Raw genomic sequence first — 14,963 nt, 5'->3', positions numbered from 1 at the left:
ATACTTTAAAAAGTGTTTAATTTTCTGAAACTTTTGTTCCTTTTGTGGTTTTAATATAATTTTAAACAGGCTCTAAAAGTATTTTCATTTTATTTCCCCATTTTACGGATTCCCATAATGCTACACTTTCAAAATTTCGTACTTTGTGCTGTTCAAAAAATTTAGCTTTAATATCATTTTTTTTTCATTTATATGGCCATCAAAAAAACAGAACTCTACCGCTCACTTTGGGCGAGTTGCGACGAATTACGCGGCGGAATGGACGCCTCTCAATACAAAGATTATGTACTCACGATGTTATTCGTGAAGTATATTTCAGATAAAGCACAATCTGATCAAGATTTTGCCATCGAAATTCCAGATGGTGCTTCCTTTCAAGATATGGTGAATTTGATTGGGAATACCGAAATTGGAGATAAAATCAATAAACAAATTTTAAATCCTATAAAAGAAGCGAATGGTCTGAATGATTTTCCCGATTTTAACGATGAATCTAAATTAGGCAAAGGAAAAGATCTGGTGGAAACTGTTTCCAATTTGGTTAGAATTTTTAATGATAATTCTTTAGATTTTTCTAAAAATTCTGCGGAAGGCGATGATATTTTGGGCGATGCTTATGAATATTTGATGCGTCATTTTGCTACAGAATCTGGGAAATCCAAAGGTCAGTTTTATACACCAGCAGAAGTTTCTCGGATTTTAGCAAAAGTGATTGGTATAACACCAAGGAATTCTTCCCGTCAAACCACTGCATACGATCCTACTTGCGGATCAGGTTCACTATTGCTGAAAGTTATGAATGAGGCTGGAAAAGAGATAGATTTGTATGGTCAGGAAAAGGAAACTACCACCTCCAATTTAGCCAACATGAACATGATTTTGCATGGTGCTGAAACAAGAACGATTGTTGCCGATAATACCTTGACAAGACCAGCCTACAAAGAAGCAGATGGCAGTTTGAAACGTTTTGATTATGTGATTGCCAATCCACCTTTTTCTTTGAAGAGTTGGAGCAATGGCGTGAATATAGAAAGTGACGAATTTGAACGCTTTACTTTGGGTGTTCCGCCCGAAAAAAATGGAGATTATGCTTTTCTACTGCATATTTTGCAATCCATGAAAGCCAAAGGAAAAGCCGCGGTAGTTTTGCCACACGGTGTTTTGTTTCGTGGAAATGCAGAAGGCGAGATCCGAAAAAATATTTTGAAGAAAGGTTATATTAAAGGAATTATCGGTTTGCCAGCAAATTTGTTTTATGGTACGGGAATTCCGGCGTGTATTATTGTTTTAGATAAAGAAAATGCAGAACATCGCAAAGGTATTTTTATGATGGATGCCAGCAAAGGTTTCTTAAAAGATGGCAACAAAAACCGATTGCGAGAGCAAGATTTGCGCAAGATTACCGATGTATTTACCCAAATGCAAGAAGTTCCCAAATACAGCCGAATGGTTTCTATAACTGAAATTGCCGACGAAAAAAACGATTACAATCTCAATATTCCTCGCTATATAGATACGCAGGAAAGCGAAGATATTCAAGATTTATTGGCGCATTTGCAAGGTGGAATTCCGTTGCGAGATTTGGAAGCCATGCAAACCTACTGGAACGCTTACCCAAAACTGAAACATGATTTGTTCTCACCTTTGCGAGAAGGTTACGTGAAACTAAATGCAGCAACTGCCGATATTAAAACCACCATTTTTAATCATCCAGAATTTAAGGCTTTTAATGAAACTTTAAACCAAACTTTTAATGCTTGGTTAGACCAGCAATTTGAAATTTGGGACACTTTGGAAGAGCATTGCAACGGCAAAGATTTAATAGCCCAAATGAGTGAAAGTCTGCTGAAAGCCTTTGAAAATAATACTTTGGTAGAAGGCTATGATTTGTACCAACACGCCATGTCTTATTGGCAAGAAACCATGCAAGACGATGTCTATTCTATTTCTTTGGATGGTTGGAAAGCCGGAAACGAATGGGAACGAAGCATCATTAAAGGAAAAAAAGGCAAGGATGGCAAACCTGGAAAAGATAAAGAAGTGGCAGGTCTTGCTGGAGTAGAAGGCAGGATGATTTCGCCAGAATTATTGAGCCAAGTTTATTTTGCAGCTTTTTTAGAGAAAATAGAAACGGCACAACAAAGCGTAGAAAATTCCCAAGCCACGATGGCAGAAATAGAAGAAGAGCATACTTCGACAGGCTCAGCACAAGGTGAAGAAGGTTTGTTTGCAGATTTGGAAAAAGTGAATGCAAGCGAGGTTTCTAAATTATTAAAAATAAAACAGAAAGAAGAATTGAGAATGGTGGCAGAACCTTCTATTTCTTACGGAAACAATACACCCAAAACTGAAGTTGAAATTTTAGAAACGTATTTGGCAGAAGCAGAAAGCATAAAAAAAGCCAATGCTAAAATTAAAATTTTGCAAACCGATCTGGAAAAAGAAGTAATTGCAAAATATGCAAAACTAACCGAAGCCGAATTAAAAGATTTGGTTCTCAACCATAAGTGGAAAGCGCATTTAATAAGCACTTTGCACCAAGAGCAAGATGAAATTTCCCAGGGTTTAACCCAAAGAATAAATGCTTTGGCAGAACGATATGCCACTACTTTGGCAAATTCTCAAACGGAATTGGCAAGTGCCGAAACCAAAGTGACGGCACATTTAGAAAAAATGGGATTGGTATGGTAACGGAAACGAAGATGAATAGGAGCGAAGCGGAAAGCCATTCCACCAAAGGAAATAATATAGAAAAAGGAATGAAACAGACGGAGATTGGTTTGATTCCGGAGGATTGGGAAGTGGAAAATCTGGGAAAATTATTGATTGAAAATCCTAATTATGGTATTAATGCCGCCGCAGTAGAATACAAACTTGGTTTACCAACTTACTTGCGGATAACTGATATTGACGAGGATGGAAAATTTATTAAAAAGAATTTGTCATCTGTAAACGATATAAACTCTAAAAATTATTATTTAGAAAAAGGTGATATAGTTTTTGCAAGAACGGGCGCAAGTGTTGGTAAAACATATTTACATATTGTTGCAAATGGAGATTTAGTATTTGCAGGATTTTTAATTAGAATAAAGCCAAATATTGAAATCTGTAAGGCAGAATATTTATTTTATAACACTCAAACAAAAGTTTACAAAGATTGGATTATTTCTAATTCAATGCGAAGTGGTCAACCCGGAATTAATTCTAATGAAATTAAAACTTTTCAAATTCCACTTCCACCACTCGCGGAGCAAGAAGCCATTGCAATGGCATTAAGTGATTGCGATTCCTGGATTGATAGCATCGAAGAAGTTTTAGCCAAAAAACGCCTCATCAAACAAGGTGCGATGCAGGAATTGTTGACGCCGAAAGAGGATTGGGAAGTTAAGAAGTTGGGGGAAGTTGCAGATATTGTTGGAGGAGGAACCCCAAGTACATTTATTTCAAATTATTGGAATGGTCATATTGAATGGTTCACACCAACAGAAGTTGGATATGATAAATACTTATATTCCAGCAAAAGGAAAATAAGTGATTTAGGATTTAAAAATTCTTCCGCTAATATCTTACCGATAAATACAATTTTACTTACTTCTAGAGCAGGAATTGGAGACTTGGGTATTCTTAAAGTCGAAGCATCTACTAATCAGGGATTTCAATCAATAATTTGCAAAGAAACCGTCAACGTGGAATTTATTTATTATTTGATGTCAACAAAAAAGGAAGAATTATTAAAAAACGCTTCGGGAAGTACATTTTTGGAAATCAGCCCAAACAAAGTCAAAAGTTTAGAACTTTCTATTCCATCACTTTCGGAGCAAACGCGCATCGCCACGATTTTATCTGATATGGATTTAGAAATCGAAGCGCTGGAAGAAAAACTACACAAAGCCCGCCAAATCAAACAAGGCATGATGCAGGAATTGCTTACTGGGAGAGTGAGGTTGGTTTAAGGAATAAAAAAATAGATTATGGAAGAAAAAGAAACATCTACAAAGACAGTTGCAGAATTGAAATGTTATAATTTTTTAATAGAAAAGTACCAACGAGGTTACAGATGGGGAATTCAGGAAGTTGTAGATCTTTTAGAAGATATAAATGAATATACCGACCAAAGAAATTCCAAAGATTTTTTTGCGAATTTTTATTGTCTACAACCATTGGTTGTGAAAACAACAGGCGATCAAAAGGAATTAATAGATGGTCAACAAAGAGCGACAACGCTTTATATTATTTTAAGTGCTTTAGGTTTACGTAATTTCTATACGCTTTCTTATGCAACAAGGGGAAATTGTGATGACGGTAAAAATATTTTTCTGGATGAAATTTCAAATTATAAATATTCTGAAGAAATTCTTATAAATCATAAAGATTATAGTATAACAGATAACGAAATTTTCAATTATTGGAAAAAATTCTGTGAGGAAAATAATGCAATCGAGAATTCAGTAGATAATTTTTATTTTTTTCGTGCTTATCAAATTTGTAAAATTTATTTAAAGAATTTAGACTTGGAATTTATTGAAAACTTCAAGGATACTTTGTTAAATCACACTAGAGTTATCTGGTATGAAAAAGTTTTACAAGAAGAAGACGAAAGTGTTGCTTCTTCATTTCTAAAATTCAATGATGGTAAAATAAGTTTGGAACAAGCAGAACTTATTAAGGCGCTTTTCGTTTTAGATATAAATAATGAGAAAGATATTACGCGCCAAAATTATGAACTTAATACTTTTGCAGAAGAGTGGAATGAAATTGAGCACAATTTGCAAAATGATAGGTTCTGGTATTTTGTTAGTAATAAAAAATACAGTGACGAAGAAGCAAATAGAATTAATCTTTTATTTGAAATAATAAAAGGACGAGGTATAAATGATGATCGACTTCACGCTTACAGACTTTACAATGACGCTTTTAAAAATAGTGACGAAAAACCAAGTTGGAATGAAATCGGTAATTTGTATAGTAGATTGGAAGAATGGTTTCAAAACCGTAGGATTTATCATTTGGTTGGTGCAATTATTAATTTAGATTTAAAAAATATTGAAAATTTAAACGAAGAATTTGAAAAAATCGAAAATAAAGAGAAATTTGAAGAGGAATTAAAAAAGATTCTTTCAACAGAGTTTATAGAGAATGGAAATCATTTAAAGGAAAAATACGACACCAATAAATTAAAATACGGTGATGATAATGTAAATATTACGAGATTACTTATACTTTTTAATATAGCAGTAACCGAGATAAAAGATCCTTATAATCAATTTCCTTTCAACAGATTGAAAAACATTAAAACTTGGACTTTGGAGCATATCCTCGCGCAAAATGTAGAAGATTTTGATGAGATGAAAGATGTGAAAATATTTAGAGACGATTTAAGGGAAATGGTTGCGGAAATAAATAAAGATGAAAGTCAAAAATCTGAAAAAATTAGTGGATATTTTTCAGACTTAAATGAGCAAATCGAAAAAGATAATTTAAAAAGCAGTAATGAATATTTAAAAGCAATTACAAAGGAATTAACTGAAATTTTAAGACTTCACGAAATTGAAAATATTTGTCTTTTAGATAATGTTTCTAACATTAAATTTGGTAAAAAAATATTTAAAAGAAAGAGAAATATTTTGTTAGGGATGGATAAAATTGAATTAGGTGAAGACGCCTACATTCCATTAACAACAAGATTAGTATTTCAAAAAAGTTTTTCGAAATCAGAAAATATTAATCAGATGGTATATTGGAGTGAAAACGACAGAGAAGATTATAGAAATGCTATTTCTGAAAAAATACAAGAATTTTTATTATGAGTTTAGTCAAAGAATTATCATTTTACAATTTAATTGAAAAAAACATTATAGAAATACCTATAATACAAAGAGAATATGCTCAAGGGAGACAAATTCAAAAAATAAAAGATATTCGGCAAGATTTTGTGGAAGACCTTATTTCACATTTAAAAGAAAATAAAAAACTTCATTTAGGTTTTGTTTATGGTAGAACAGATGGAGATAATAAAAAATTGATCCAAAAGAACCGAGAAGTTATCGAAAATATTTTGGGTTCTGTGAAATCTTATGCAAATCAGTTTCAATTTGAACTTAATACATCTTTAAAAAGTCCTGAAAATAATGAAAATAGCGAAAATAAATTTATTCCACTTGACGGACAACAAAGACTTACAACGCTTTACCTTTTATTTTGGCTTATTTATTTAAAAAGTGATTCCGAAGAAAATGCAGATTGGTTAAATAACTTTTTTTATCTCAATAGAAAATCAGCAAAAGATTTTAGTGAGGCAATTTCCAAAGTTGAAAATATAAAAGAAATTAGGAAAAATTTAAATTCAAAAAAAGAAATAAAAGTAAGCACAGTTCTAGAAAATATGAAATTCTTTCTTATTAAATGGAAGAATGATTCGACCGTTCGTGGAATGCTTGTAATGCTTGATGATTTATATGCAAAAATATTAGAATTAAATGTTGATTGTAAAAATGTAGATTTAAAAAAAATACCCATTTTTTTTGATTATTTAGATTTAAATGAATTGGATCAATCTGATGAACTTTATGTTAAAATGAATGCAAGAGGAAAGCAATTAACAGATTTTGAGCATTTTAAAGCATGGTTGCAAGAACAATTAAAAAATAATAATGATAAAGAACAAGATGTAAATAAAAAAGAAAATGATAAAATTTGGCTGGAAAATTTTTGGATAAAAATAGATACAGACTGGCTTAATTATTTTTGGCAAGAATTTGACGATGATTTTTCTCGTTTAGATGATTATTATTATAATTTTATTAAACATTTAGGATTGATTTTTAATTTAGAAAATACAAGTTTATACTCTAAAATACGAAATACTAATCTTGAAAAAATTGAATATATTTCCCTGAAAAATTATCATTTGCCAAATGAGCAACTTTTTTTTAATATTGATTGTTTACGATTTATAGAGAAGGTTTTTACATTTCTTTTAGATAATGAAAAAAAAGAATTATGTGATAGTCTACTTTCAGAAATTTATTGCGCACCTTTTACAAATAAAGGGAATAAGATTACAGATAAATTTCTGAAAAAAGCAGAATCGGTGCCGTCATTGTGGGATGTTATTTATTACAAATCCTTTCTTGATTTTGTTACTGATGGACAAGTATCCGATGAAATTGAATTTAAAAATTGGATGCGACTCACTAGAAATCTTATTTATAATACACAAATTCAAACTCCTAGTGATTTTTATGATGCTTTAAATCAGTTAGATTATTTGAAAATTCAAAGTAGAAGTGATGTTTATCAAAGTATTTTAGATGTAAATTTTGTTCGAAAATTTTGGGATAAAAACCAATTTGATGAAGAGAAGAATAAAATTCCGCTTTTAAAGGAAGTGGAATTTTCTAAAATAATTTTATCATTAGAAAACCATGAATATTTTTATGGACAAATAAACTTTTTATTAGAGTTCAGTAAAGATTCTGAATTTAAATATAATTTAGATAAATTTTCTTTTTATTCAGAACGTGCATCCATCTTATTTTCTGGTACAATTAGAAATTTTAAAAAAAATATACCACAGTTTTTAATCCAAAGAGCCTTACTTACTTTTGGAGATTATTTTCCAGAAAACAAGTCAAATTTTAAACTTTGTCTTAATGATGCCGGAACTTTAAGAACAAGAAATGAAAATTGGCGTTTGCTTTTTGATGATGTAGAGAAAAATAAAAATTTATTAAGTTTATTAAAAGAAATTAAAACTTTAAAAGAATCTGAAATTTTAAAATTTTTAAATGAGAGAATAAAAAAATTTTTAAAAAAAGAAAATTACACAAATTGGAAATATTATTTTGTAAAAAATCCACAAATATTTATCTATTGCAGTGAAGGCGCGATAAGATGGTTTAATCAATATAATATTCGTTTATTAAAAGGAAGTACTATTGTTGGTTATCATAACGAATTGCGAACTTTTTCATTTTATATCGAAAATCGTCCCATTAAATTAGAAGAAATTAAAGAAAATTTATCTACCGAAAAATTTCAACCATTTAAAAATTTAAATTATTTGGATGACAAGAATACTGCAGGTCACCCAGGTTTTCAGTTAAGTACTTTTAAATTTAAAGATGAATTATATAAACTAGAAGTCCGCTTTAAATTGAATGCAAACGACTTGTACGAAATTAAGTTTTTCGAATATTCTGAAATACAGAAAAAACTTTCTACATCTTTACTTGCAGTATTAAATGATTTTAATTTTGAAGAAATGATTCAAGAAGATAAATTATATTTTTGTATTGATGTTTGTTCAAAACAATTGAAACAAACTTTAGAAGAAATTTGTTCAAAATTGAAAGAATTAGAAAATAATTCTATCAATTAATCTCCACCAGTTCATCACCCATAAGCGAATAACGTTATTAAAAAAAGGTGAAAAATTTTGAAATAGAAACTAAAATGACCAACCAACCACAACATAACCCGCTATTTTCCACCATCAAGCAATTGATAGAAGAAAGCAAACAGCAAGTTGCAGTAACTGTAAATGCAACCATGAGCATGTTGTATTGGCAGATTGGTGCGAAAATAAATGAAGAATTAGCAAAATATGAAAGTGCCGAAATCTACGGCAAACAGATTGTCGCTACACTGTGGCGACAATTAGCCACGGAATACGGAACCACATTTTCCGAGAAAAATCTTCGAAGGATGATGCAGTTTGCACAGGTTTTTCCAGATGAAAAGATGGTCGTATCACTGATACGACAATTGAGCTGGTCTCATATAAAAATTTTAATTCCTATTAACGAATCTCTGAAAAGAGAATTTTATATAGAAATGTGCAAGCTTGAAAAGTGGAGTGTTAGAACTTTTCAAGAACGCATCAATTCTATGCTGTATGAAAGAACTGCCATTAGCAAAATGCCCGAAAAAACCATTGAATCTGATTTGAGTTTATTGAAAGATGAAAATCAATTGAGTGCAGATTTGGTTTTTAGAGATCCCTATTTTCTTGATTTTTTAGGTTTACAAGATGTGTATTCAGAAAAAGATTTAGAAACATCTATCATTGTAGAATTACAAAAATTCATCAACGAATTGGGCAGCGATTTTGCTTTTATGGCGCGGCAAAAAAGAATTACGATAGATAACAGAGATTATTATATAGATCTGCTATTTTTTCACCGAAGACTAAAATGTTTAGTGGTGATTGATCTAAAATTAGGCGAATTTGAAGCAGGTTTCAAAGGTCAGATGGAATTGTACTTGCGCTATCTTCAAAAAAACGAACAAATAGAAGGAGAAAATAATCCTATTGGTTTAATTTTATGCAGTGGAAAAAACGAAGAGCATATAGAACTGATGCAGTTAGAACAAGCCAATATAAAAGTAGCAGAATATCTCACCTTGTTGCCATCACCAGAAATATTGAAAGAAAAGTTACACAAAGCAATTGCCATCGCCACTTCTAAAAATAAAGAAAATGATTAACCCAATTGAACGCATCACCCAAAAGCGGATCATCCAATTGTTTACTCTGCAATTGGGCTACATTGATTATGGAAACTGGGAAGATCGCCTAAATAATAGCAATGTAGAAGAATCCTATTTAAGAGATTTTCTGAAAAAGAAAGAATATTCTGATGCTTTGGTGGAAAAAGCAATTGTAGAAGTAACGCAATTAGCCAGTTCTAGCGCAGGAAATTTGTATGACCGGAATCAGAAAATGTACAATCTTTTGCGATACGGTGTAAAGGCAAGACCGGAATTGGGTGAACAGTTTGAAACCATTTTCCCAATCGATTGGAAAAATTGGGAAGAGAATGATTTTGGAATTGCAGAAGAAGTTTCGCTTTATAAGCAAAAACACAACCGCCGTCCAGATATTGTACTTTACATCAACGGAATCGCTTTTGGCGTGTTAGAATTAAAAAGAGGAACGGTAGATATTGCGGAAAGTATTCGTCAAAATATATCTAACCAACAGGAATTGTTTTCGCAGCGATTTTTCACCACGGTTCAATTAATTTTAGCGGGAAACAATACCCAAGGTTTACGCTACGGAACCATAGAAACGCCCGAGAAATATTATCTGTCCTGGAAAGAAGATGAGCAAGATAATGAAGAATACAAACTGGATAAATACCTAAAAAAATTATGTGAGAAATCTCGCGTAATCGATTTGCTCTACAACGGAATTATATTTGACGCGGGTTGGAAGAAATTACCACGGCCGCACCAATATTTTGGTTTAAAAGCAGCACAAGAATTTATAAAACGCAGAGAAGGAGGCATTATTTGGCATACCCAAGGTTCGGGGAAATCCTTGATGATGGTGATGATTGGGAAGTGGATTTTAGAGAATATTCCCAATTCCAGAATTGTAATTCTTACGGATCGCACGGAATTGGATGATCAAATTGAACGGGTTTTTAATGATGTTGGAGAAACAGATATTGCAAAAACTAAATCTGGAAAAGAACTGATGCACTATTTGCAGGCTTCGAAACCGAGATTGATCTGTTCTTTGATTCATAAATTCGGGAACAAAGGAGAAGCAGATTTTGACCTCTTCATCAAAGAGTTAAAAGATAATCCGATCACCACACAAGGCGAAATATTTGTTTTTGTAGATGAATGTCACCGTACACAAAGCGGAAAACTGAATGAAGCCATGAAAGCTATTTTGCATAATGCTGTTTTTATTGGTTTTACGGGAACACCTTTATTGAAAGTAGATAAGAAAACAACGATGGATGTTTTTGGTCGCTATATTCATACTTACAAGTTTAATGAAGCCGTTCAAGATGGTGTCGTAAAAGATTTAATGTATGAGGGAAGACAGATTGAGCAAAAATTAACTTCCCAGCAGAAAGTAGATGAGTGGTTCAACATCAAAACAAAAGGATTGAATGATTTTCAACGAAATGAGTTGAAAAAGAAATGGGGAACCATGCAAAATGTGTTGAGTTCTAAAGGTCGCATGGAGAAGATTGTAGCAGACATTGTGGTAGATTTTAGCACAAAACCTCGTTTAGCCAGTCAAAATGGAAATGCCATTTTGGTTGCAGGAAGCATCTATGAAGCCGCAAAATATTACAGTCTTTTTCTACAAACCGAACTGAAAGGAAAGTGTGCTTTGGTTACATCTTACAATCCAAATGCAAGCGATATTTCTAAGGAAGATACTGGTGCAAAAACGGAAACAGACAAAGAATTTATTTATAAAATTTATACCGAATTACTAGAAAAGGTAAGCGCAAAAGGCAATAAATCTAAAACTGAAACCTATGAATCTGATGTAAAAGAATTATTCCGCAAGCAACCGACGAGAATGAAACTTTTAATTGTAGTTTCTAAACTTTTAACAGGATTTGATGCGCCACCTTGCAGTTATATTTACATCGATAAAAGAATGCAAGATCATACCTTGTTTCAAGCCATTTGTCGTGTAAATCGTTTGGATACAGATGATAAAGATTACGGCTATATTGTAGATTATATGGAGTTGTTTGGAAATGTAACGGATGCAATCGATGTCTATACTTCCGAATTGGATAGCGAAGGTTTCACCAAAGAAGAGGTTTCTATACAATTGAAAGATCGGCTAAAAGTAGCAGCAGACCGATTGGAAGTTGCCTTGGAAACCGTAGAAGCTCTGTGTGAAAATGTTCCATTACCTAAAACGGATCTAGAATTTCAACATTATTTTTGCGGTAACACAGAAATGCCAGAAGATTTGAAATCTCACGAATACAAACGGATGGCTTTGTACAAATCTATTGTAGAATATATTCGCGCTTTTGCCAATATGACTACCGATTTTGAAGTTGCCGGATATAAAGAAAAAGAAATTAAACATTTCAAAGACCGTTTAGATTTTTATTTGAATGTTCGCGAAATAATAAGAATTACAAGCAATGAAACCATAGATTTGAAAGTTTATGAGGCAGATATGCGTTTCCTTTTGGATACTTATATTCGTGCAGAAGAATCTGAAGTAATTTCACCGTTTGAAGATATTTCCTTATTAGATTTGATGGAAACTGATATGGGTAAAGCCATAGATTCTTTGCCAAAATCTGTGAAAGGAAGCAAAGAAGCCGTTGCAGAAGTGATTGAAAATAATGTACGAAGCAAAATTGTAGAAGAACATTTGCTCGATCCCAAATATTTTGATGAAATGTCGGTACTTTTAACGGAATTGATTGAGGCAAGGAAACGGGATTCTATTTTGTATCAAGATTATTTACTGAAAATGGCGGAATTGATTAGAATGGTCAATAAAGGTAAAAAAGACGACGTTCCTGCATCATTAAATACAAGAGGAAAAGTGGCATTGTATCATACTTTAGAAAATGAAGAATTGGCTTTGGTATGCGATAGAGAAATTCAATATGCAAAGCAAGAAGGCTTCCGTGATAATATAATGAAAGAAAGAAAAGTGAAAAACGCCATAAAACGTATTGTGGAAGATGAAACTTTAGCAGAACAGATTTATCAGATAATAGAACAGAATAAAGAAGATTATTAAAATGCGAACTGAGCATTTACAAATTGGAAGCTTAGAGGTTGAGGTAAAATTTAAACCTATTAAAAACTTGCACTTAAGTGTGCATCCACCGAACGGAAAAGTAACGGTTTCTTCGCCAGAATTCTTTGATTTGGAAAAAGTTCGTGTTTATCTAACCACGAAAATTGGCTGGATAAAACGAGAGCAAAAGAAAATTGCCAATCAGGAAAGAGAAGGTGAAAAATTAATGATTACAAGAGAAAGTCATTATTTTCTGGGCAAAAGATATTTGCTAAAAATTACAGAAGCAAAAAGAGCAACAGTCAAAATTCACCATCAAGTGATAGAGCTATTTTCCCCCGAACTTTACACTACAGAACAAAAGCAAAAACAGCTTGACAATTGGTATCGAAAAGAGTTGAATACTGTTTTAGGTAAACTTTTAATGCATCATTTACCCATCATGAATTTAACTATTGATGCTTACAGTGTGCGTAAGATGAAAACCAAATGGGGAAGTTGTAATAACGAAAATAGAACACTCAATTTTAATATTGAACTCATCAAAAAGCCAATCGAATGCATCGAATATATTGTTGTGCATGAATTGGTTCATCTATTAGAAAGAAATCACAACAAGAATTTCATTATTCTAATGGATCGTTACTTACCTTCTTGGCGAACTCAAAAAAAAATACTAAATGATTTGCCCTTGTAATTAAAACGCCACCTTTCGGCGTAGTGGTTTCTCATCTTTGCAGAAATAAATTGCAAAGCATGGAAACAAAAATCACTTTCAACTTGTTAGAATGTATAGAGAACATTCACAAATTTTCTAAAGATTCTCATCTTCGGAAACCCTTTTTTCAATCTATTAAGCAGGATTTGGCGCTGCTCTGTCCCTATTTGCAACTGAGTGAATTAGAAGCAGTACTATTTGCCAACGCTTTTGTGGCTTGGTTTGAGGAGTCTTCCTTTACAAAAATTTTTGAGTATTTCGGTATGACAAGTTTTCAAGTTTTGAAATATCGAGAAGCCATCGAGGTTTTGTATTCTCGAAATCTTTTGATGAACAAAGAAAGCCGCAAAAGACAGATTTCTACCTATGAACTTTCGCAATCCGTAATCAATACGATTTCCAAAAATGAAGCCTTAAAAATTTTTCAGAATAAGAAAATTGCTACCGAGAAAAATTTTGTGGATTTGCTGGAAGAATTCAATGAAATGAGCGACCAAGTGGATGCAAATACCATTCATCAATGTGATTTTGTAGATTATATAAATACACTTTGCGAAGAAAATTTGCATATGCCCATTTTTCGGGAAATCAAAAATTACAAACTAGATTTGTTTGAAACCTACTTTTTTTTAGACGCCATTTGGGACGCAATCAGTTGCGGAGATAATGATTTTAATACCAACGTACAATCTACAATTAATGATTATTTCAAGCAAAAAAGCCAAGCTTTGTACAACATAAAAAAATTGGTAAATAAGGAAACGAAATTACACAAATTGGGATTGATAGAATTGTCTAATCAAAATTTTGCCAATAAACCACACGCAAAACTCACCAAAAAAGTAACCGATTTTCTTCGGGACAATCAAGATTTACTAATTGATGAGGTTTCTGGCGAAAATTCTAAATTAATTTTGGCTAAAAATATAAAGTCAAAGAAACTCTATTTTAATACAGATGAAAATTCCCAATTGGAACAAATTTCTTCAATTCTTAATGAGGATAAATTTTTAGAAATGCAAAAGCGTTTAGCAGAAAAAGCAATGCCAATAGGAATTACCGCAATTTTCCACGGAGTTCCTGGAACTGGGAAAACAGAAAGTGTGTATCAATTGGCAAAAAATTCTGGACGAAATATTTTAAAGTAGATATTTCCGAAACCAAAAGTATGTGGTTTGGAGAAAGTCAGAAATTGGTAAAGAAAATTTTCACGCAATATGAAGACATGAAAAAGACAGAAAAATTGTGTCCTATTTTGCTCTTCAATGAAGCAGACGCCATTATCGGAAAGCGAAAATCCGCAGGAAGCAGCAATACTGCAGATACCGAAAATGCCATTCAAAATATTATTTTAGAAGAGATGGAAAAGTTTGAGGGAATCCTATTTGCCACCACAAATCTTGTCGATAATATGGATGCTGCTTTTGAACGCCGCTTTTTATTTAAAGTAAAATTTGAGCAACCATCCATAGAAAATTCTGCAAAAATTTGGCGAGAGAAACTTCCACAACTTTCCGAAAAAGAAAGCGAAACGCTCGCAAATACTTTTGATTTTTCTGGTGGTGAAATGGAAAATATCGCCCGAAAATGTGCGATGGAAGAAATATTGACTGGTGAAAAACTTCATTTTGATGCGATTAAAAACCTGTGCAAAAGCGAAAAATGGAGTGGGGAAGTGAAAGGGAAAATAGGGTTTTAGAATACAAATATTCA

At 32.3% G+C, this 14,963-nt stretch carries 9 protein-coding genes; all 9 read left to right on the top strand.

Translation table 11 applies throughout. From position 1 onward, the window contains the following. Positions 1-192 precede the first annotated feature (192 nt). From HNQ03_RS13000 to HNQ03_RS12965, 9 genes are read left to right on the top strand one after another with little or no spacing between them, the layout of a single operon-like run. Entirely contained in the window at positions 193-2,691 is a 2,499-nt protein-coding gene (locus HNQ03_RS13000; protein ID WP_173780122.1) for a type I restriction-modification system subunit M, read from the top strand. Next, positions 2,685-3,953, top strand: coding sequence for a restriction endonuclease subunit S (locus tag HNQ03_RS12995; protein WP_173780121.1), 1,269 nt, complete (start codon positions 2,685-2,687; stop codon positions 3,951-3,953). Before HNQ03_RS13000 ends, HNQ03_RS12995 begins: the two co-directional genes overlap by 7 nt. Positions 3,954-3,971: 18 nt before the next feature. Then, complete coding sequence (locus tag HNQ03_RS12990; protein ID WP_173780120.1) at positions 3,972-5,807, top strand: DUF262 domain-containing protein; 1,836 nt, start codon at positions 3,972-3,974, stop codon at positions 5,805-5,807. Next, complete coding sequence (locus HNQ03_RS12985) at positions 5,804-8,380, top strand: DUF262 domain-containing protein (protein WP_173780119.1); 2,577 nt, start codon at positions 5,804-5,806, stop codon at positions 8,378-8,380. The genes HNQ03_RS12990 and HNQ03_RS12985 overlap by 4 nt, the downstream gene beginning before the upstream one ends. 47 nt (positions 8,381-8,427) lie before the next feature. Then, positions 8,428-9,489 (top strand): PDDEXK nuclease domain-containing protein, encoded by a 1,062-nt coding sequence (locus HNQ03_RS12980; protein WP_317170378.1) that lies wholly within the window; start codon positions 8,428-8,430, stop codon positions 9,487-9,489. After that, complete coding sequence (locus tag HNQ03_RS12975; protein WP_173780118.1) at positions 9,482-12,532, top strand: type I restriction endonuclease subunit R; 3,051 nt, start codon at positions 9,482-9,484, stop codon at positions 12,530-12,532. Before HNQ03_RS12980 ends, HNQ03_RS12975 begins: the two co-directional genes overlap by 8 nt. 1 nt (position 12,533) lies before the next feature. Next, on the top strand, positions 12,534-13,229 hold the full coding sequence (locus HNQ03_RS12970) for a M48 family metallopeptidase (protein ID WP_173780117.1): 696 nt from the start codon (positions 12,534-12,536) through the stop codon (positions 13,227-13,229). Positions 13,230-13,288: 59 nt separating this feature from the next. Beyond that, positions 13,289-14,398 carry a hypothetical protein gene (locus tag HNQ03_RS16060; protein ID WP_194305192.1) on the top strand — a complete coding sequence of 370 codons (1,110 nt, stop codon included), beginning with the start codon at positions 13,289-13,291 and terminating at the stop codon, positions 14,396-14,398. A gap of 20 nt (positions 14,399-14,418) precedes the next feature. Next, positions 14,419-14,949, top strand: coding sequence for an AAA family ATPase (locus HNQ03_RS12965; RefSeq protein ID WP_226927515.1), 531 nt, complete (start codon positions 14,419-14,421; stop codon positions 14,947-14,949). Positions 14,950-14,963: the final 14 nt, after the last annotated feature.

This window comes from Frigoriflavimonas asaccharolytica (assembly GCF_013294015.1).
Classification (GTDB): Bacteria; Bacteroidota; Bacteroidia; order Flavobacteriales; family Weeksellaceae; genus Frigoriflavimonas; species Frigoriflavimonas asaccharolytica.
The sequence above is the reverse complement of the archived record's forward strand: the minus strand, read 5'-3'. Positions and strand labels throughout refer to the sequence as shown.